19 protein-coding genes are annotated in these 18,231 nt (G+C 71.0%); 10 read left to right on the forward strand and 9 right to left on the reverse strand.

All coding sequences use genetic code 11. From position 1 onward, the window contains the following. Positions 1 to 106: 106 nt before the first annotated feature. Complete coding sequence (locus ACFWY5_RS44495) at positions 107 to 1,069, forward strand: cupin-like domain-containing protein (protein ID WP_379620064.1); 963 nt, start codon at positions 107 to 109, stop codon at positions 1,067 to 1,069. 7 nt (positions 1,070 to 1,076) lie between these two features. Here the strand turns inward: ACFWY5_RS44495 and ACFWY5_RS44500 are convergent, their stop codons facing one another. After that, entirely contained in the window at positions 1,077 to 1,760 is a 684-nt protein-coding gene (locus ACFWY5_RS44500) for a helix-turn-helix domain-containing protein (protein WP_379620066.1), read from the reverse strand. A gap of 198 nt (positions 1,761 to 1,958) precedes the next feature. Here ACFWY5_RS44500 and ACFWY5_RS44505 point away from each other — a divergent pair, with 198 nt between their 5' ends. The 3 genes from ACFWY5_RS44505 (at position 1,959) to ACFWY5_RS44515 (ending at position 4,822) form a co-directional block, all read left to right on the forward strand. Next, the gene (locus tag ACFWY5_RS44505; protein WP_379638461.1) at positions 1,959 to 3,164 is read left to right on the forward strand and encodes a cytochrome P450; all 1,206 of its coding nucleotides are present in this window, start codon (positions 1,959 to 1,961) and stop codon (positions 3,162 to 3,164) included. An 81-nt stretch (positions 3,165 to 3,245) separates the two neighbouring features. Next, a complete protein-coding gene (locus ACFWY5_RS44510) occupies positions 3,246 to 3,830 on the forward strand; it encodes an RNA polymerase sigma factor (protein WP_379638462.1) in 585 nt (194 codons plus the stop codon). Continuing rightward, entirely contained in the window at positions 3,827 to 4,822 is a 996-nt protein-coding gene (locus ACFWY5_RS44515) for a CU044_5270 family protein (protein ID WP_379620072.1), read from the forward strand. Before ACFWY5_RS44510 ends, ACFWY5_RS44515 begins: the two co-directional genes overlap by 4 nt. A gap of 9 nt (positions 4,823 to 4,831) precedes the next feature. Here the strand turns inward: ACFWY5_RS44515 and ACFWY5_RS44520 are convergent, their stop codons facing one another. Next, on the reverse strand, positions 4,832 to 5,752 hold the full coding sequence (locus ACFWY5_RS44520; RefSeq protein WP_379620074.1) for a LysR family transcriptional regulator: 921 nt from the start codon (positions 5,750 to 5,752) through the stop codon (positions 4,832 to 4,834). A gap of 74 nt (positions 5,753 to 5,826) precedes the next feature. Here ACFWY5_RS44520 and ACFWY5_RS44525 point away from each other — a divergent pair, with 74 nt between their 5' ends. The 3 genes from ACFWY5_RS44525 to ACFWY5_RS44535 are packed head-to-tail and all read left to right on the forward strand — an operon-like array spanning position 5,827 to position 9,152. Further along, the gene (locus ACFWY5_RS44525) at positions 5,827 to 7,392 is read left to right on the forward strand and encodes an APC family permease (RefSeq protein ID WP_379638463.1); all 1,566 of its coding nucleotides are present in this window, start codon (positions 5,827 to 5,829) and stop codon (positions 7,390 to 7,392) included. After that, positions 7,389 to 8,516, forward strand: coding sequence for a MalY/PatB family protein (locus ACFWY5_RS44530; RefSeq protein ID WP_379638464.1), 1,128 nt, complete (start codon positions 7,389 to 7,391; stop codon positions 8,514 to 8,516). The genes ACFWY5_RS44525 and ACFWY5_RS44530 overlap by 4 nt, the downstream gene beginning before the upstream one ends. Positions 8,517 to 8,564: 48 nt before the next feature. Next, the gene (locus tag ACFWY5_RS44535) at positions 8,565 to 9,152 is read left to right on the forward strand and encodes a histidine phosphatase family protein (protein WP_379620080.1); all 588 of its coding nucleotides are present in this window, start codon (positions 8,565 to 8,567) and stop codon (positions 9,150 to 9,152) included. 3 nt (positions 9,153 to 9,155) lie between these two features. Here ACFWY5_RS44535 and ACFWY5_RS44540 read toward each other — a convergent pair whose 3' ends face one another. The 3 genes from ACFWY5_RS44540 to ACFWY5_RS44550 are packed head-to-tail and all read right to left on the reverse strand — an operon-like array spanning position 9,156 to position 12,318. Then, positions 9,156 to 10,649 carry a pyruvate, phosphate dikinase gene (locus tag ACFWY5_RS44540; protein ID WP_379638465.1) on the reverse strand — a complete coding sequence of 498 codons (1,494 nt, stop codon included), beginning with the start codon at positions 10,647 to 10,649 and terminating at the stop codon, positions 9,156 to 9,158. Further along, on the reverse strand, positions 10,646 to 11,245 hold the full coding sequence (locus ACFWY5_RS44545) for a transcriptional regulator (RefSeq protein WP_379638466.1): 600 nt from the start codon (positions 11,243 to 11,245) through the stop codon (positions 10,646 to 10,648). The genes ACFWY5_RS44540 and ACFWY5_RS44545 overlap by 4 nt, the downstream gene beginning before the upstream one ends. After that, positions 11,242 to 12,318, reverse strand: a complete 1,077-nt coding sequence (locus tag ACFWY5_RS44550; RefSeq protein WP_379638467.1) for a TetR/AcrR family transcriptional regulator — start codon at positions 12,316 to 12,318, stop codon at positions 11,242 to 11,244. The genes ACFWY5_RS44545 and ACFWY5_RS44550 overlap by 4 nt, the downstream gene beginning before the upstream one ends. 89 nt (positions 12,319 to 12,407) lie before the next feature. Here ACFWY5_RS44550 and ACFWY5_RS44555 point away from each other — a divergent pair, with 89 nt between their 5' ends. Next, positions 12,408 to 12,953: a YciI family protein gene (locus tag ACFWY5_RS44555; protein ID WP_379620088.1), complete on the forward strand. Its 546-nt coding sequence runs from the start codon at positions 12,408 to 12,410 to the stop codon at positions 12,951 to 12,953. 3 nt (positions 12,954 to 12,956) lie between these two features. Here ACFWY5_RS44555 and ACFWY5_RS44560 read toward each other — a convergent pair whose 3' ends face one another. Further along, complete coding sequence (locus ACFWY5_RS44560) at positions 12,957 to 14,279, reverse strand: FAD-binding oxidoreductase (protein ID WP_379638468.1); 1,323 nt, start codon at positions 14,277 to 14,279, stop codon at positions 12,957 to 12,959. Positions 14,280 to 14,381: 102 nt separating this feature from the next. Then, positions 14,382 to 15,260: an RNA polymerase sigma-70 factor gene (locus tag ACFWY5_RS44565; protein ID WP_379638469.1), complete on the reverse strand. Its 879-nt coding sequence runs from the start codon at positions 15,258 to 15,260 to the stop codon at positions 14,382 to 14,384. Positions 15,261 to 15,417: 157 nt separating this feature from the next. Here ACFWY5_RS44565 and ACFWY5_RS44570 point away from each other — a divergent pair, with 157 nt between their 5' ends. Both ACFWY5_RS44570 and ACFWY5_RS44575 read left to right on the forward strand, forming a co-directional pair. Then, on the forward strand, positions 15,418 to 15,903 hold the full coding sequence (locus ACFWY5_RS44570; RefSeq protein WP_379620094.1) for a carboxymuconolactone decarboxylase family protein: 486 nt from the start codon (positions 15,418 to 15,420) through the stop codon (positions 15,901 to 15,903). A 10-nt stretch (positions 15,904 to 15,913) separates the two neighbouring features. Then, on the forward strand, positions 15,914 to 16,663 hold the full coding sequence (locus ACFWY5_RS44575) for a glycosyltransferase family 2 protein (protein ID WP_379620096.1): 750 nt from the start codon (positions 15,914 to 15,916) through the stop codon (positions 16,661 to 16,663). Between the two features lie 178 nt (positions 16,664 to 16,841). Here the strand turns inward: ACFWY5_RS44575 and ACFWY5_RS44580 are convergent, their stop codons facing one another. Both ACFWY5_RS44580 and ACFWY5_RS44585 read right to left on the reverse strand, forming a co-directional pair. Beyond that, the gene (locus tag ACFWY5_RS44580; RefSeq protein WP_379638470.1) at positions 16,842 to 17,324 is read right to left on the reverse strand and encodes a MerR family transcriptional regulator; all 483 of its coding nucleotides are present in this window, start codon (positions 17,322 to 17,324) and stop codon (positions 16,842 to 16,844) included. A gap of 10 nt (positions 17,325 to 17,334) precedes the next feature. Next, positions 17,335 to 18,195, reverse strand: coding sequence for an SDR family NAD(P)-dependent oxidoreductase (locus tag ACFWY5_RS44585; RefSeq protein ID WP_379620100.1), 861 nt, complete (start codon positions 18,193 to 18,195; stop codon positions 17,335 to 17,337). Between the last annotated feature and the right edge of the window lie 36 nt (positions 18,196 to 18,231).

Raw genomic sequence — 18,231 nt, forward strand, 5'->3', positions numbered from 1 at the left:
CCAGACCCTATTTATCAATAGAAGCGCCACTTGACCCTTAATTACGGGCTCCGCAGACTAGGGGCCGAACTGTCCATCTCACCGTGCGACAGAAAAGGTGTAAAGAATGGCGCAGCTGAGGACGAGGCCGATTCCATCCGTCAAGGACACGCGGCCCGACACCCTGCACGCGGCGATAAAAGCACGGCACCCCATCAAGGTCAACGGTCTCATCGACGGCTGGACGGCGGCCGGCTGGACGTTCGACAGCCTGCGGGCCCTCGGGGGTGACACCCCTGTCACCGTCCTGGACGAGCTGCCGAAGTCAGGGGGCCTGCTCCCCGGCGGACAGGAGTCGTACGAGCGCGAGATGCCCTTCGCCGACTTCCTCGACCACGCCGAGCGTCCCGACCTGAAGGCGGCCTGCTACCTGGGCTACTGCCGTCCCGACGAGCTGATCCCCGGGTACGGCTCGGCCTTCGACTTCACCTCGCTCACCCCGCCGAGCACCCACTCCACCGACACGAGACTGTGGGTCGGCTCGGGCGGCACCTGCTCAGGGCTGCACAGCGACGCCAACGACAACGTCTTCACCCAGATCCGCGGCCACAAGCGGGTCGTTCTCGTGTCGGTACGGCAGACGCACCTCGTCCACCCCTTCGTCGACAACATCGTCAACAGCCCGGTGGACCCCGAGCACTACGACTCGCGGCAGTTTCCCCGCCTCGCCCGCGCCAGGGTCTACACCACCACGGTCGGCCCCGGCGACCTGCTCTACATCCCCCGGGGCTGGTGGCACTACCTGCGCTCGGAGTCCCCCTCGATCTCCATCAACCACTGGTTCGGCCCGATGATGTCCGCGAGCGCGTTTCTCGGCATTCTGCTGCGCCTGGGCCCCCGCTACATCGCGCGGACCGCCGTCGACATGGTCCGATACGGCGTGCTCGGCAAGCACTATCAAAAGAACTTCTTCTTCACTCCGCCCTCCACCGGCGAATGCCTCTACAACCTGATTCGATACGGCCGTTTCGAGCCGGAGGATTACCACAAGTCGGGGCCGGAAAAGCGGGCCGCGGTCGGCGAAGAGTGACCGATCGTCACTCGCCGAGCTCCAGGAGACCACGCCAGCGGTTGGCCGACTCGATCGTGTCCTTGCTGACCTGTTCCAGGAACGCGCCCGTCCTGGCCAGCCGCCGCCCCACGGTGCTGTCGAGCCCGTGCGCCTCGGCCAGGGCCATCGTGGCGCGCATCGTCTCCAGGGTCTGCCGCCCGCTGGTCACGACCGCGTGGTACCAGGCGTCGTCGTCGAGCACGTAGATGTCGCGCCGGCGCTGCGGATCGCGCTCGCGCCGGACGAACCCGCTGTCGACCAGGGAGTTCACGGCCACGGAGACCGAGGCCGGGCTGATCCGCAACCTGCGGGACAGCTCGGCCGCGGTGCGCCTGCCGTTCTCGGACAGCGCCAGGTCGAGGTGCACGCGCGCGGTCATCCGCGGCAGCCCCGTCCTGACCGCCATCTCGATGATCTCCTGTTCGCCGATCTCCTGTTCCAACGCGCCGGCCGGCGTTCCGGTCGCGCGCGGGGGCGCCGGTGTGCCGCGCCTGGCGCGCTGAACCGACGCCTGGTGCGCCTGCTGGGCCCGGTAGCCGGCGGGGCCGCCGTTGCGTGCGACCTCCCGGCTGATCGTCGAGGTCGGGCGGCTCAGCCGTTGGGCGATCTGGGCGTAGGAGAGCCCGTCGGCGAGTCCGGCCGCGATGCGCTCGCGGTCCTGCTGGGTCAACCGTCCTCCTGGCATGCCGCCAGTATTGCTTTCGCCTCCAGCCATTGCAACGTTCATTGCGTTTGGGTGCAGCGTCATTGCACTGAAATATCTGTATTTGTCTGTGTATATGGTCGCGGGTGGATTGACAGATTGTCCGAATGCAACGTAGCTTTCGAGTCATGTCAAACACGTACTATCGCGAAATGGGGGCGGGTCATGGGTGAATCTGTCTACACCCTTCCGGCGATGCCGACGGCGCGTCAGGCCGGCTGTCCCTTCGATCCGCCGAAGGAACTGGTCGAGGCGCGCGAGCACGGCCCCATCAGCCGGTTCGTCTTCCCCGACGGGCACGAGGGCTGGGTGGTCACCGGCTATGACCTGCTCCGATCCGTCCTCGCCGACTCGCGGTTCAGCTCGCGCAAGGAGTTCATGCGCCATCATCCGCTGATCGACTTCGGTGAGATCGAGGTGCCTCCGGCGCTGCCGGGTGAGTTTCTGCTGATGGACGATCCGCAGCACAGCCGGTATCGCAAGCCGCTGGCGGGCAAGTTCACGGTACGGCGGATGCGGCAGCTCACCGAGCGGATCGAGCAGGTCACCGCCGAGCACCTGGACGCGATGGAGAAGGCCGGGCCGCCCACCGATCTGGTGACCGCGTTCGCGAAGCCGATCCCGGCCATCATGATCTGCGAACTGCTCGGCGTGCCGTACGCGGATCGAGACTCCTTCCAGGGGGACGTCGAGAAGTTCATGGACGGGGAGACCCCTGACGAGGAGCTGATCGCGGCCTACGCCTCGGTGCGGACGTATCTGGCCGAGCTGGTCGCCGCCAAGCGGGCCGACCCGACCGACGACGTGCTCAGCGACCTCATCGAGGGCGATCTGACCGATGAGGAACTCCGGGGAGTCAGCCTGATCCTGCTGGCGGCGGGGCTGGACACCACCGCGAACATGCTCGCGCTGGGTACGTTCGCGCTGCTGCGGAACCCGGCGCAGCTCGCCGCGCTGCGGGCGGACCCTTCTCTCACCGAGAAGGCCGTGGAGGAGCTGCTGCGGTATCTGACCGTGGGCAAGACGTTCATGCGGACGGCGCTGGAGGACGTCGAGCTGGGCGGCCAGAGGGTCGCGGCAGGTTCCATGGTGATCCTGTCGTACAACACCGCCAACCGTGACCCGGAGCGGTTCTCCGATCCGCACGTTCTGGATCTGCGCCGGCAGGATGGCGGGCATCTGGCCTTCGGGCACGGCATCCATCAGTGCCTGGGGCAGCAGCTGGCCAGGATCGAGATGCGGGTGGCCTTCGCCGCGCTGGTCAAGCGGTTCCCGACGTTGCGGCTGGCCGTACCGGCCGAAGAGGTTGTCGTGCGGCCGGAGACCGCCGACGTCTTCGGGGTCAAGAGCCTCCCGGTCGCCTGGGACTGACCCCCGGCGCGCCAGGGCGTGAATACGAAACGGGGGTACGGCGAAGTAGGCGTGTCCACGGAGATTGTCCGAAAGGCAGGCATGCCACCACCCCTTCCGTCGTCGGCTCCGCCAACCACCGAGACCGACGCACAGCTCATCGAGGCGTCGCTGAGCCGCCCCGAGCGGTTCGGCGCGCTGTTCGATCGCTATCACCAGGCCATCCACCGCTACGTGCGGTTCCGTCTCGGCGAATCGGCGGCCGACGACCTCGCCGCGGAGACGTTCCTGCGGGCCTTCCACGGGCGAACGCGCTACGACCTCTCCCACCCCGACGCACGAGCCTGGCTGTACGGCATCGCCTCCAACCTGATCGCCGGCCATCGCAGGGCCGAGGCGCGCAGGTATCGCGCCCTGGCCAGGAGCGCCGAGGTCACCGACGTGGTGAACCACGACGAGCATGTGGTCCAGCGGGTGTCGGCCGCCGTCATGCGGCCGAGCCTGGCCGCCGGGCTGGCGGCGCTCTCGCCCGGTGACCGGACCGTGCTTCTGCTGGTCGCCGGTGCCCAGCTCAGCTACGAGGAGATCGCCGAGGCGCTCGGCATCCCGCGGGGCACCGTCGGCTCGCGGCTCAACCGGGCACGCAGAAAGCTCCGCTCGTACGTCGGCATCGAGGAGTTGGCATGACGCAGGACCTGCAGGAGATCAAGTCGTCGTACGACGCGCTGCCCGGCCCCTCCGCGACGGCCACCGCCAGGGCGAGGGACCTGCTCACGGCGGGGCGTAAGCCCCGTATCGGCTACGCCAAGCACGCGCTCAGGGCGGGCACGTTCGGGCTGGCGGCGGCCGTCGCCGCGGTCGCCTTCATGGTCGGCCCCAACGGCGGCGCCACCCCGGCCAACGCGGCGGAACTGCTCCAGCACGCGGCCAGCGTGGCCGCCCGGCAGCCCGCGCCGCAGACCGGCCAGTTCGTCTACGTCAAGCGCCTGGAGCAGAACTGGATGCTCACGCTGAGCGAGACCGAGGGCACGGGCGAGCACACCCAGGAGGTCACCCGTGAGGCCTGGGTCTCCGCCACCGACCCCGGGAACGCGCTGATCCGCTCCACCTACGGCAGGCGGAGCATCCACAAGGGCCAGGTCCCCACCCTGATGGCGACTCCGGGCACGGTCGACCACGAGACCGGGCGCTGCGCGGCTGACGTGCTCCCGGAGGAGAACCTGCCCACCGACCCCGACAAACTCCTCGCCCAGATACGCGCGGACGCCGAGGCCTCCGTCAGGAACGAACGGCCCAGGCCCAGCCAGGACCAGGTCGGCCCACGAGTCGAGGTCACCGTGGCCTTCCGCCTGGTCACCCTGGCCCAGAATCCCTTCCCGGGCGTCGGCATGCGCGAGGCGGTGTTCGGTGCGATGTCCAAGCTGCCGACCGCCACCATGCGCACCGACCTCACCGATCCGGCCGGACGCCAGGGCATCGGCGCCTCGATCGAGTACAAGGGACCGGACGGCCGGGGACGCACCGAATTGATCTTCGAGCCCGCCACCTATCGTTTCCTCGGCTGGCGAAACCTGTCCGAGGGGCCGGACGGCGCGGAGGTGCTGCGCGGCGCCGTCGCGATGCTGGAGGCCAAGATCGTCGACACGATGCCATCTGCCCCGGAGGCGAGGGCCTGCTGACGACCGAGGTCAGTCCTGGTCGAACGTGGCCCGGATGGCGGGCAGGTGGTCCAGCAGGGTCCGCACACCCAGCCGGTCGGCCGTGGCCGAGGCGTACACGAACTGCACGTCGACCCGCCACCCGCCGAACCCCAGCGGCAGGAGCGCCGTGCCACCGTCGCGCACCGATCGCGCCGCGACGAACCGGGGCACCACCGCGACGAACCCCGCGTCGAGCGCCATCCGGAGCGCGGCCGACGGCAGCCCGGTCGTGTGGATGGGGGCGTCGAGGCCGCGCTCGGGATGTTCGAGTGAGGCGGCGAGTTCCTGGGCGTCGCGGCCCCAGCGGTAGACGATGACGCCGGTCCTGGCGAGGTCGTCGATCCGCAGGCGCCGGCGACCGGCGAGCGGGTGGCCGGGCCGGCAGACCGCGACCAGAGGGGAGCGGCAGATCGGCTCGGACCGCAGCGCGCGCAGCGGCACCTTCGGCATCACGAATCCGGCGTGCACGCTGCCGTCGGCCAGGCGGCCGACGACCTCGCCGCTGTGCGCGACCCGGCAGTGCACGGTGATCGGCTTGCCGGCGACCGCCCCGAGCGCGGCGGGGAAGACGAGGTCGCCGAGGCTCGCGGGCGCGGCGAGCACGAGCCGCTGGGTCTCGTGTGCCGTCACCGCGATGGCGGCCTCGTCGAGGAGGTCGAGGCAGCGCTGGGCGTAGTCGTTCAGGCGCTCGCCGGCCGGGGTGGTCGTGCTTCCACGGGCGCCGCGCACGAGCAGCGGGGCGCCGAGCTTACGCTCCAGGGCGGCGATCCGGACGCTGACCGACGGCATCGACAGCCGGAGTTCGGTGGCGGCGGCGCCGAGGCTTCCGGTGCGGACCACCGTGGTGAACACGACGAGATCCATCGTCTCGACCTTGTGTCCTGTGCCGTCGAAGCCGGGGAGGGACATAGGCACAGACTAACCCTGGACCTCGACATTTCCGGTCTACCTATGCAATTGGGTCATCGTCAATAGTTCAGGACATGTCTGAGACGCTGTCGGCCGTTTCGCCGGACGAGGATCTGCGCCTGCGGCGCGGCCTCGGAACCACGTCCCTCGCCCTGATCACCTTCTCCAGCGTCATCGGTTCCGGCTGGCTGCTCGCGCCGTACACGGCGGCCAAGGCGGCCGGACCCGCCGCCTTCCTGTCCTGGACGATCGCCTCGGTCGCCACCGCGCTCGTGTCGCTGGCCTTCATCGACCTCGCCTTCCGCCATCCGATGTCCGGCGGCAACGTCCGGTGGCCGCAACTGGCCTCGGGCCCACTGGTCGGCGCCGTGGTCGGCTGGGCGGTGTTCCTGCAGGCCGTCAGCGCCGGGCCGAGCGAGTCGACGGCGGTCGTGCAGTACGCCGCCAAGTGGCTGCCGTGGGTGATGTCCGGCGAGTCGCTGAGCTGGCCGGGACGGCTGATCGCCGCCGGGCTGCTCGTGTTCTTCTGCGCGCTCAACCTGTTCGGCATCAAAATGCTAGCCCGGGTCAACAACGTCGTCGCCACCATCAAAGTGGTGATCCCCGCGCTGACCGTGATCCTCTTACTGGCCAGCGGCTTCGACACCACCAACGTGGCGACCGGCGGCGGGGTCGCGCCCTACGGCGTCTCCGCGGCGCTCACCGCCGTGGTCGGCGGCGGCCTGGTCTACTCCTTCACCGGCATCAACGCCGCCGCGGTCATGTCCGGCGAGGCGAAGGACCCGCGCCGCACCGTGCCGAGGGCCACGCTGATCGTGCTGTTCGGGACGATCGTGCTCTACATGGGCCTGCAGGCCGTGATGATCTTCTCGCTGCCCAACGGCCTGCTCGGCAGCGGCTGGCACGGGATCAACCTCAACTCGCCGCTCGCCTCGCTCGCGACCCTGCTCGGCCTGTCGTGGTTCGCCACCGTCCTGCTCGCCGACGCGATCTTCTCGCCCTCGGGCAGCTTGCTGATCGGCATCGGCGTCAAGGGCCGCTACACCTACGGCGCCGCGCAGAACGGGCTGCTGCCCGCCGCGCTGGCCAAGGTGGACGCGCGGTTCGGCATCCCCCGGCGCGCGCTCATGCTCAACGTCGGCATCGGCTCTGTCATCGTGCTCACATTCGGGAACTGGAAGTCCATCGCCAGTTCGCTCAGCTTCTACTACGGGCTCAGCTACGCGGCCGTCTCGGTCGCGGTGACCGTCCTGGCCGCGTCGACTCCGCTGGAGAAGGGCTGGCTGCGCAGGTGGGCGATCCCGGTGGGCTTCGCCTCGTTCGTGCTGTCCGGGCTCATCCTCTACTGGTCGACCTGGGAGAAGATCCGGGTGGCGGTGCCGTTGCTGCTGATCGGGTTCCTCATCTACCTGGTGCGGACCGCCAAGCTGCGGGCGGTGGGCGGCTGGCTGGTGGGCTTCCTGGTCATGCTCGGCCTCCTGTCCGCGCTCGGCTCCTTCGGCGGGGCCGGCGTCGTCGCCGCGCCGTACGACTCGGTGCTCGTGGGGGTGCTCAGCGCGGGAATCTGGTGGCTCGCGCACCGATCGGGCCTGCGCCACCAGCGATCCCTGACCCCGCAAGACGCTAGGAGCATGGCGTGACCGACCTCGACTGGGACCTTGAGCGATCCCGCGCGCGACGGAACAAGCGCTGGTCGCAGTACGACCGGGACGTCATCGATCTCACCGTCGCGGAGATGGACCTGCCGGTCGCCGCGCCCATCCTCGCCGCCGTCCAGGACGACGTGCGGCGGCAGGCCTTCGGCTACCCGCTCGCCGACGAGCTGAGCGACGTTCCCCAGGCGGCCAGTGAGTGGCTCGCCGAGGAGCACGGGCTCACCGCCGCTCCCGGCCGGGTACGGCTGCTGCCGGAGCTGATGCGCGGCATCATCATGTCGATCACGCATCTGACCAGGGCGGATTCGCCGGTGGTCGTGCCGACGCCGGTCTACGGCCGGTTCTTCGACGCCATCCGGGTCGCCGGGCGCGCGGCCGTACAGGTGCCGATGTCCGTCGGAGAGCGCGGCTACGAGCTCGACCTCGACGGCATCGAGCGGGCCCTGCGCGCGGGCGCGGGCAGCGTGCTGCTCTGCCACCCCGGCAACCCGACCGGCCGCGTCCTCGACGGCGGGCCGTTGCGCGCGCTGGCCGCGCTCGCCGCGCGGTACGGCGCGAAGGTGATCAGCGACGAGATCCACGCGCCGTTGCGCTATGAACCCGGTTTCATCCCGTACGGCTCGCTCGACGACAACGCCATCACCCTGATCAGCGCCACCAAGGCGTGGAACTTCCCCGGCCTGCGCTGCGGGCTGATCGTTTTCGGCGATCCGGCCGACGCGCGCGTCTGGGCCGGGCTGCCGAGGGCGGCGGTCGGCGGCATGAGCCCGCTCGGCATGACGGCCACCGTCGCCGCGTTCCGCGAAGGGCGGCCGTGGCTGCGCGAGGCCGTCCGGTTCCTGGACGGCAACCGCAAGCTGGTCACCGACGCGCTCGCCGCTCTCGACGTCGGATACGTCCAGCCGCAGGCGGGCTACCTCGCCTGGATCGACCTGCGCCGATTCGGCCTCGCCGACCCCGCCGACCACCTGCTGCGGTGGACCGGCGTCGCCACCGCCTCCGGCGCCGACCACGGATCGGCGGGGAACGGTTTCGTCCGCCTCAACTTCGCCACCCCGCCCGACGTGCTCGCCGACGCCCTCGCCCGCATCATCGCCTGCCTGCTTTAGGATGCCTATAGCATCGGGATTTTATGAACATCCGAGAAGGGAACCGAGATGGCGACGCGGCACATCTACGCGGTACGGCACGGCGCGGCCGACCCCTTCGGCGCCCTGACCGACGTCGGCAGGCGGCAGACGGAACTGCTGGCCGACCGGCTGGCCCGCCTGCCCATCGACGCCGTCTGGCATTCGCCCCTGTCCAGGGCGGTGAGCTCGGCGGAGATCATCGGTGCGCGCCTGCCGGGGGTCGCGGTGGGGGAGGCGGCGGAACTGGTGGACCACGTCCCCCACGTCCCGGCCGAGATGCCGCCCGCGTGGAGGGGGTTCTTCGACGGATACGACGCCAAGGAGGCGGCCGAGGGCGCGCGGCTCGCCGACGCCCTGACCGGCCGGTTCGCCCGCCCCACCGCGGCCGAGACCCATGAGGTCCTGGTCACCCACGCCTACCAGGTGGCCTGGCTGGTGCGGGACGCCCTCGGCGCGCCGCCCGTGCGGTGGCTGGGCCTGACCTGCGGGAACACGGCGCTCACCGCGATCGAGTATCGCGACGGCGTGGGCCCGTCGGTGCTGTTGTACAACGACATGGGCCACCTCCCGGACGACCTTCGCTGGACAGGGTTCGGGCCCGGCGTCCGCCCCTGAGATCTAGGAGTCACGCAGAGCGGTGTGGGCGGCGATGAGGCGCTGGGCCTCATCGCGCTCGGAACGCTCGCCCGTGACGTCGTCCGCCCACGCCAGCAGCCGCCGCAGGTGGGCGTCGGCCGTGTCCGTGGCGATGCGCGGGCTGCCGAGGGCCACCTCGCCGCTGGTCCCGTCGATGGTGACCAGCGCGCCTTCGTCCACGGTGCGCCCACCGGCGGTCAGGGAGCGGCCGTCGACGACCAGGTCGGCGATGCCGACGACGGCGGGCTTGCCCATCGCCCGCGCGACGACCGCGGCATGGCTGGCCGGACCGCCGCGCGCGGTGACGATGCCCGCGGCGGCGGCCAGGCCGCGCATGTCGTTCGGGGACGTCTCCGGACGGACCAGGATGACCGGGCCGTCGGCGGCCATGCGTACCGCCGCGTCGGTCGTGGTCGCCACCTTGCCGGCCGCGACTCCGGGGCAGGCTCCCACGCCCCGGGCCAGGATGTCGGCCTGCGCCGGTGCGGCGATGCGCGGGGTGCGTACGTGCCGGAGATGCTGGGGCGAGACCCGCAGCAGAGCCTCGCGGCGCGTGATCAGCCGCGCGTCGGCCAGCTCCGTCGCGACCCGAACGGCGGCGCCGCCCACGAACCGGCCCGGCCGGACCTGCAACAACCAGAGCTCACCGGCCTGGAAGGTGAACTCGACGTAGCACGCGTCGCGGTAGTGCCCCTCCACCCGGCGCAGAGCCTCGGCCAGCGCCGCCCAGACGGCCGGTTCGCGGTCGGCGAGCTCGCGCAGCGGCCGGGTCAGCGACCGGCCGGAGACGACGTCCTCGCCCTGGTGCCCGAACAGGACATCGCCGAACGGGACGTTCTCCCCGGTGTTGGGGTCGCGGCTGAAGGCGACTCCGGTGCCGCTGCGGGCGTCGCGGTTGCCGTACACCATCGCCTGGACGATCACGGCCGTCCCGAGATCATGGGGGATGTCGTGCAGTTCACGGTATGTGCGTGCGCGCGGCGTCTCCCACGAGGAGAAGACGGTCTCGACCGCCAGCCCCAGCTGCCGCGCCGCGTCGTCGGGGACGTCCCGCGCGGCGGCGAAGCCGGACAGGAACCGCTCCCGTGAGTCCCGCGCGAACCGGGCGTCGCCGGTCTCGGCCGCCAGGCCCGCCGTGGCCTCGGTCGTGAGGCCGAGGTTCAGGATCGTGGTCATCATGCCGGGCATCGACACGCTCGCCCCTGAGCGCACCGACACGGCCAGCGGCGCCCGCGCTCCGCCGAAGCGGCGCCCCGTCACGGCCTCCAGCCCGGTCATGGCGAGCTTGAGCTCCCCGGCCAGCCCGTCAGGAAGGCGGCCTTCGCGAAGATAGGCCCGGCAGGCCTCGGTGGTGACGACGAACCCGGCGGGCACCGGCAGGCCCAGGCGGTGCAGCACCACGAGACCGCTCGCCTTGGCCCCCACGGCCTGCGCGCTCTCCTCGGACCGCGCGGACAGCGGTCTGACCCACCTCACCACCGGGTGATCCCGAGCGTCGCGAGCAGGTCCTCGTGCAGCTCGGCCCAGACGGTGTGGTACGACGTGGTGTGGTCGGCGAGGTACTCCAGCTCGCCCGCCCTGGCCCGGCCGAGGGTCTCCCTGAGCCGCACGCGGTAGCGGCCGAAGCGCGGCAGCGCAGCGGACAGCTCGGCGCAGACGGCCGCGGCGCGCTGGTCCAGGTCGGAGAACCGGTCCAGGACGCGATCGTCGTAGGACCGGTCGCGGTGGTCGTTGACGGTCAGGACGCCGTCGACGGGGCGCATCTGCCAGGCCGTACAGAGGTCGAGCAGCTCCGGATTGAGCACCAGAAAGCGCTCGAAGGCGGCGGTGATCGCGGGGCGGGCGCCGCCGGACTCCAGTTCCTCGGTGATCCACTCGGCGTCGGTGGCCCGGCCGGCCTCCGTCAGGCCCCACGCGCCCATCTGGTGCGTGACGAGACCGGCGACCGCGAGGTCGATCAGCTCGGACTCGACCGCGGACTCGTCCAGGCCGGTGGCCGCGGACACCCGGGCGAGCCCGGAATGTCCGCCGCAGCGCAGGGTGTGCAGCACCAGCAGGTCGGTGCGGGTCATGTCGTGGCCTTTCGCGACTTGGGGTGGTCCGCGGCCGCGTGGGCGGCGCCCCGCCCACCGGCGCGGGCGACGATCATGCCGTCCCGGACGCGGACGGCGGCTTCGGTCTCATGGCCGGCCTCGGTCAGGCCGGCGGCGGCCGCGACCGTTCCGTCGTCGACGACCACCCGCAGGCGCGCCCAGGCGTCGGACGGGAAGACGCGCCGCAGGCAACCGGCGAGGTCGCTGATCCTGAGCCGCACGAGAGCGCCGGTCTCGGCGAGGTCGCCGGGGACGACGACCACCGTGACCCGCTCGCCCGGCCCCGCCGCCCGGACGGCCTCCTCGGCCGCGGACACGCGGTGCGTCCCCAGCACCGCCACCACACCGTCGGCGCCGAGGTCGACGCGCTCACCGGTGATCAGATCCGGCAGGCCCGCGAGCGGGATCCAGGCGTCCTGACACGGTACGGCCGGCGTCACGAAGGACAGATGCGGAGGCGCCCAGGTGTCGTTCAGGTCGAGCCCGGCCAGATGCTCGCAGGCCCGCGCCCGGTCGAAGGGGTCGCCGAAGCCCGGGGCCATCTCGGCCAGGAAGCCGGCGCCGCCCAGCAACGTCAGCACGAGCTCGGCCAGCCGTACCTGCCGGTGAGAGGAGCAGGTCTCCAGCCCCATGGCCAGCAGCAACGCCTCCAGCTGGGCGACCTGCGCCAGCAGGGTACGGCCCTGCTGGTCCTCGACGATGCCCGCCAGCGAGCGCAGTTGCAGCCGCCCGCCCGACGCGGTGTCGTCGACCAGCGGCAGCCGTTCCAGCCAGGTCCTGGCGAACGTGCCCAGCGCCTCGGCGGGCGACCCCGGCGGTCCGGCGGGCTCCGCCGTCTCGGTCTTGTCCACCATCTCGACGAGCACGGCCAGATACAGGGCTCGTTTGCTGGGGAAGTTCGAGTACACCGCGCCCCGGGTCAGCTCCGCCCGCTCGGCGATCCGGTCGACGTTGGCCAGGACGTAGCCCTGCTCGATGAACTCCTGCCTCGCCGCCGCCAGCACCGAAGCCCGCGTACGCGCCTGCTGCTGGACCCGCGTCAGCCGTACCATCACCGCTCCCTCTTTCGTGATGCAGTCAGGATACTCACAAAATCCGGATGATGTCGCCATCTGAATTTGGTGTGATAGGTACTGTCGGCATGGAGTTCTTCTGCTATCACCGGGATCGGTCAGACTCTGACGCGCTGCGCGACGAACTGCTGGAAGCGCACTGGTCCTACATGGACGGGTACGCGAAGGAACTGATCGCCCGTGGCCCGACCTTCGTCCGCGGCACCGAGACGGCCAGCGGCAGCGTCCACATCGTCGACCTGCCCGACGCCGCGGCCGTGCGGGCGTTCGCCTTCGACGAGCCCAACTACCAGGCCGGCGTGTACCGGGACGTGATGGTGCGCCGATGGCGCAACGTGCTGGGGCGCACCATGTGGGACTTCCCCGGCGGCCGGGAGGGCGGCAACCGGTACCTGGTGCTGGGGCTCGGCTCCGGGGAGCCCGCCGACCTGGACCCCTCGGGCCGGGACGAGCTGATCGCGTACGGGCCGCTGCTGTCCGACGACGGCGGCGCCTGGGTGGGTACGGCGCTGCTGATCCGGGCATCGGACCCGGATGCGGCACGCGCCGTACTGACCCAGGATCGCTACACCGACATCGAGGTCCACGACTGGGAGTTCGGCGGCCGGCGGTAGCGGTTACGGGCGCACGTTGTGGTTGCCCGCGAACAGGTTGCCCGGGTCGTAGTCCCGCTTGACCGCCGCCAGCCGCTCGTACGTCTCCTTCGGGTAGATCGCGGCCACGTCCTCCTCGGCGGCGGAGGCGAGGAAGTTGGCGTACGCGCCGTTGACGTGCGGTGCGAGCCGCTCCCAGATCGCCTCCCAGGCGGGACGGCCGGCGTCGAGGACCGGCTTGGGACCGCCGGTGACCGTCACGACCATCAGCTCCGCCCGGCGGTGCGCGTAGGCGGTGGCGTCGCCGGCCACGCGCGCCACCGCGCCGCCGACGCTTCGCACGACGATGAGCGGCGAGCCCTGCGACGTCCCGACCTCGGCGAGGATCCGCAGGGCCGCGGGCACCGACTCCTTCCCGACGAACGCGCTGCGGGTGACGAGCTGGATGCCGGGCGGCGGGGTCCCGCCGTCCACCAGGACGTCCGCGTACGGCATCAGCGCGACGGTGTCGCCGATCACCGTGCCGAGCCGCCGGATCGGGTCGATCGCCGCCGCGGCGAGGTCCGGGTCGTCGCCGTCGAAGGCGACGAAGACCTCGACCGGCGCCTCGTGGCCCCCGGCGCCCGGATTGGCGACCATCACGAGGGAGGTGAGCTCCTCGGGCGCGTCACGGACATGGTCCGCCCAGCCCTGCAGCACGGCGGCGGTCTCCGCGGCGGGGAAGGTGATCGCGCCGAAGAACACCTCCGTCGTCCGGTGCGCCGCGAACTCGAAGGCGGTCACGATCCCGAAGTTGCCGCCGCCGCCGCGCAACGCCCAGAACAGCTCCGGGTTCTCCCGCTCGCTGGCCCGGACGATCTCGCCGCCGGCCGTGACCAGCTCGGCGGCGACCAGGTTGTCCAGGGCCAGGCCGTACTTCCTGACCTTCCAGCCGATGCCGCCGGTCAGCGTCAGCCCGCCGACGCCGACGCTCTTGGTGTCGCCCGACGAGATCGCCAGGTGGTGCGGGGCCAGCGCGGCCGCGGCCTGGCCCCAGGTGGCGCCGCCGCCGATCCGCACGAGGTGGCGGGCCGGGTCGATGATCTCCACGTTCGCCAGCAGGCTGAGGTCGATCACGACGCCGCCGTCGTTGGTGCCGAAGCCCGCGAAGCTGTGGCCGCCGCCGCGTACGGACAGGGACAGGCCCTGCGCGGCGGCGAACCGCACACCCGCCTGTACGTCCGCGACGCTCTTGGGCCGCAGCACGTACGCCGGACTGCCCGCGGCCAGCAGCGAGCGGCTCGCCGATTCGTACTCCGGTGCGCCCGGCTCGATGATGTCGCCGCCGAAATCCAGCACTGAACTCATGACTTTCTCCAGGGTTTGGGTGGGTTACGCACTGTATGACCAAAAGATGCCGCTGCTTCGGATTCTGTGACGGCATGGCCGTGTGACATACGCCATACGGGCTTAGCGACGCAGGCTGGTCTCCTGGTCCAGGTGGGAGAGTTTCTCCGGGTTGCGCACGGCGTACAGGCCGGTGATGAGGCCGTCGTCGATGCGGAGCGCCAGGACGGTGTCGATCTCGCCGTTGAGCCGGAAGATGAGCGCCGGGTGGCCGTTGACCTGCGACGGCCGCAACGCCGCGACATCGCCGAACCGGCTCGCCCCGGCGAGCAGAGCAGCCACGTTCTCGGCGCCCACGACCGGTTCGAGCACGGCCTGGACGACTCCGCCGCCGTCGCCCAGCAGCACGACGTCCGGCGCGAGGATGTCGAGCAGGCGCTGCAGATCGCCGGTCGCGACCGCCCGCTGGAACGCCTTGAGCGCGTCCTGGGTCTCGGCCGGGGAAACCCGTCCCCGCGGCCGGCGGGCCGCCACGTGGGCCCGCGCCCGGTGGGCGATCTGGCGGACCGCCACCTGCGTCTTGTCGACGGCCTCGGCGATCTCGTCGTAGTCCAGGTCGAACACCTCGCGCAGCACGAACACCGCGCGCTCGGTCGGCGTGAGCGTCTCCAGTACCAGCAGCATCGCCATCGACACGCTGTCGGCCAGCTCGACGTCCTCGGCCACGTCGGGCGCGGTCAGCAGCGGCTCCGGCAGCCACTGCCCGACGTAGGACTCCTTGCGCCGGCCGAGCGCGCGCAGCCGGGTGAGCGCCTGCCGCGTGGTGATCCGCACCAGGTACGCCCGCCGGTCCCGGACCTCCTCAAGGTCGACCCCCGCCCACTTGAGCCAGGTCTCCTGCAGCACGTCCTCGGCGTCGGCGGCGGAGCCGAGCATCTCGTAGGCGACGGTGAACAACAGATTGCGGTGTGTCACGAACGCCTCGGTCGCCGCCTCGTTCATCGCTGCCCCCACCTGTTCCTTTCCGGCCATGCGTACGTGCACAAGACGCCGGCCCCCACCGCCTTGTGACGTGGCGTACGTCACATCACCGCGCTGTCACAGGAACTACCCCACCGGCATCTCTTGGGCATCAGACCACCACAGGTAAGGACAAATCATGGAATCCCGTTTCGACCTGATGGCCAGTGCACTCGGCGCCAAGCTCAGCAAGCGCGTCTACAACGTCGCTCTGGGCGTCCAGCAGTCGACGCTGTCCCGGGCCGTTCAGGACCTGGTGATGTTGCGCGCCAGCCAGATCAACGGCTGCGGCTTCTGTGTCGACTACCACACCAAGGACGCCACGGCCGCGGGGGAGAGCGCGGTCCGGCTCCACCTGGTCGCCGCCTGGCGTGAGTCGACGGTGTTCACCGCGGCCGAGCGGGCCGCGCTGGCGCTCACCGAGGAGGGCACCCGCCTCGCCGACGCGCACCCGGGCGTCTCCGACGAGACCTGGGCCCGGGTACGCGAGCACTACGACGACGACCAGATCGTCGCGCTCGTCTACACGATCGCCATGATCAACGCCACCAACCGGCTCAACGTGATCGTCCGCAACCCTGGCGGCTCCTACGAGCCCGGCATGTTCGCCAACCTGGCCCACTAGGGTCGGCCACGTGCCCCTCATCTCCATCGTCACGCCGAGTCACCACCCGGTACCCGACCACCTCCTCGCGGCCTACGAGTCCGTCCGCTCGCAACGCCTGCCGGACGGCTGGGAGGTCGAGTGGGTCATCCAGGAGGACGGCGCCACGGGCGCGGCCATGGAGATCCTTCCGCGTGACCCCATCGTCACGTTCGCGATGGGGCGCCGGGGCGGGGTCGCGCTGACCCGGAATCTCGCGCTCGCGCGGTCCAGGGGCGAGCTGATCAAGAATCTCGACGATGACGACGTGCTCATGCCGGATGTGCTGATGCGGGACATCGGCGTGCTGGCGGCCGATCCGCTCGTGCAGTGGACGACGTCCCGGGTTCTGGACCTGCTGCCCGACGGTTCCACGGTCGCGTTCGACAGCGATCCGCCCGGCGGGCGGCTGGAACCCGGGTTCGTCTACGAGTACTGGCGCGGCAACGGCTACCGGCTCCCCGTGCACCCCACGACGATCTGCGTCCGGCGCGAACTGGCGGTCGCCCTGGGCGGGTGGATGGGCATCCCCGGCTCCGACGACACCGGTCTGCTGGTCCCGGCCAGCGTGATCAGCCACGGCTGGTTCCACAGCGAGGTCGGCCTGCTCTACCGCAAGTGGCCGGGGCAGGAGACCGCGCGGACGGAGCACTACGCGGAGCTCGAACGGGACCTGCGCATGCGGCTGGTCGAAGAGCGCGCCGAGGCGGTACGCGCCATGTGGCCCCAGGTCACCGCCTGAATCCCAGCCTCTGCTGATCGTCCGTGGCCGTGGCTATCGGGGATACGTGGTGGCGAGCATCGTCGAGACGGACGAGCACGGGCGGCGGCTGCGGGAGCGGGACAAATGGGGGATCATCCCGCCGGAGTCCGGGCGGCGATCCGGTCCGGAGCCTTGAGACCGGGCATGAAGAGGTCGTTCAGGCCTTGGTGTGGACGTCGGGGCCGGTCTCGCCGCCGTAGGTGGCGATCTTGTATTCGACGGCCGTGAGCGAGAGGGTCAGCTCCCGGATCCGGCGGCGGATGGTGTCGCGGTGTTCGAGCAGCATGTCGAGCCGCTCGGGCACCGTCCCGGCCCCGTCGTCGACGAGCGCGACGTAGTGCTGAAGGTCGCGCATCGGCATTCCGGACAGCCGCATCCGGGTGAGGAACACCAGCCGCCGCACCGCCCGGTCGTCGTACACCCGATGGCCGTTGCCGTCGCGGGCCACCTCGACCAGCCCGGCGCGCTCGTAGTAGCGCAGGGTGTGCGGCGAGATGTCGAGCAGATCGGCGACCTCCACGATCGTCATCGACGTGGGTACCTCGGCCAGGTCGGCGAGGCGGTGGATCGCCTCGACCGACGGCGGGCCGTCGTCCCCGATCATCTCGAGTGCCCTGGTCATCAGGTCGTCGGTGGCCATGACAACCAGCCTAAATCGGCCGGACCGATGCCGGGACGTCCTCGAAGTCGGCGCTGCGCGCGGTCTGCGCCCACCGCTCGACCTCCGCCAGCCCGCGCCGGTGGACGCCGGAGATGCGCTCGACCGCCTCGCGTCCGAGCGGCAGCCGTAGCGGCACGTCGTCACCGTGCACCAGGGAGACGATGATCTCGGCCGCGCGCGCGGGGTCGCCCTCCTGGCGGCCGTCGGTCCCGGCCATGTCCGCGCGCACCCCCGCGAGCACCTCACGGTACGTCGGCGACGTCTCGGCGAACTCCAGCACGTCCGCGGCGTTGAAGTCGGTCCTGAACCGGCTCGGCTCGACGATCATCACCCGGATCCCGAACGGCGCGACCTCCCCGGCCAGCGCCTCCGACCAGCCTTCGAGGGCGAACTTCGACGCCGAGTACGTGGACACGCCGGGGAACGACATCCGCCCGCCCTGGCTGCTCATCTGCACGATGGTCCCGGCGCCCCGCGCGCGCATCGCGGGCAGCGCCGCCCGGATCAGCGCGGCGGGGCCGAACAGGTGCAGATCCATGAGCTCACGCAGCTGCGCGTCGGCGACCTCCTCGACCGCGCCGACCACGGCCCTGCCCGCGTTGTTCACGAGCACGTCGATCCGGCCGAAGCGGTCGAGGGTGACACGTACCAGGCCGGGGGCCGCGTTCACGTCACGGACGTCGAACTCGGCCACCAGGAAGTCGTCCGGGTAGGCGGCCGCGAGATCGGCGACGCTCTCGGGCCGCCGTACCGCCGCCACCACGTGGTCGCCTCCGGCGAGCGCCGACTCCGCCAGCGCGCGGCCGAAACCGCGGGAGGCGCCGGTAATGATCCAGGTCTGTGTTGTCATGCCGGGGACGCTATGCCTTCGAGCGCGCTCGAACGC

Source organism: Nonomuraea sp. NPDC059007 (assembly GCF_042740555.1).
In the GTDB taxonomy this organism is placed as follows: Bacteria; Actinomycetota; Actinomycetes; order Streptosporangiales; family Streptosporangiaceae; genus Nonomuraea.

Excerpts from the sequence above, each read along its gene's own strand:
- ACFWY5_RS44565 (WP_379638469.1), bottom strand. The coding sequence starts at position 15,260 with ATGAACGAGGCGGCGACCGAGGCGTTCGTGACACACCGCAATCTGTTG.
- ACFWY5_RS44495 (WP_379620064.1), top strand. The coding sequence starts at position 107 with ATGGCGCAGCTGAGGACGAGGCCGATTCCATCCGTCAAGGACACGCGG.
- ACFWY5_RS44550 (WP_379638467.1), bottom strand. The coding sequence starts at position 12,318 with ATGGTACGGCTGACGCGGGTCCAGCAGCAGGCGCGTACGCGGGCTTCG.
- ACFWY5_RS44535 (WP_379620080.1), top strand. The coding sequence starts at position 8,565 with ATGGCGACGCGGCACATCTACGCGGTACGGCACGGCGCGGCCGACCCC.
- ACFWY5_RS44570 (WP_379620094.1), top strand. The coding sequence starts at position 15,418 with ATGGAATCCCGTTTCGACCTGATGGCCAGTGCACTCGGCGCCAAGCTC.
- ACFWY5_RS44505 (WP_379638461.1), top strand. The coding sequence starts at position 1,959 with ATGGGTGAATCTGTCTACACCCTTCCGGCGATGCCGACGGCGCGTCAG.
- ACFWY5_RS44585 (WP_379620100.1), bottom strand. The coding sequence starts at position 18,195 with ATGACAACACAGACCTGGATCATTACCGGCGCCTCCCGCGGTTTCGGC.
- ACFWY5_RS44510 (WP_379638462.1), top strand. The coding sequence starts at position 3,246 with ATGCCACCACCCCTTCCGTCGTCGGCTCCGCCAACCACCGAGACCGAC.
- ACFWY5_RS44545 (WP_379638466.1), bottom strand. The coding sequence starts at position 11,245 with ATGACCCGCACCGACCTGCTGGTGCTGCACACCCTGCGCTGCGGCGGA.
- ACFWY5_RS44580 (WP_379638470.1), bottom strand. The coding sequence starts at position 17,324 with ATGGCCACCGACGACCTGATGACCAGGGCACTCGAGATGATCGGGGAC.
- ACFWY5_RS44520 (WP_379620074.1), bottom strand. The coding sequence starts at position 5,752 with ATGTCCCTCCCCGGCTTCGACGGCACAGGACACAAGGTCGAGACGATG.
- ACFWY5_RS44525 (WP_379638463.1), top strand. The coding sequence starts at position 5,827 with ATGTCTGAGACGCTGTCGGCCGTTTCGCCGGACGAGGATCTGCGCCTG.
- ACFWY5_RS44555 (WP_379620088.1), top strand. The coding sequence starts at position 12,408 with ATGGAGTTCTTCTGCTATCACCGGGATCGGTCAGACTCTGACGCGCTG.
- ACFWY5_RS44560 (WP_379638468.1), bottom strand. The coding sequence starts at position 14,279 with ATGAGTTCAGTGCTGGATTTCGGCGGCGACATCATCGAGCCGGGCGCA.
- ACFWY5_RS44515 (WP_379620072.1), top strand. The coding sequence starts at position 3,827 with ATGACGCAGGACCTGCAGGAGATCAAGTCGTCGTACGACGCGCTGCCC.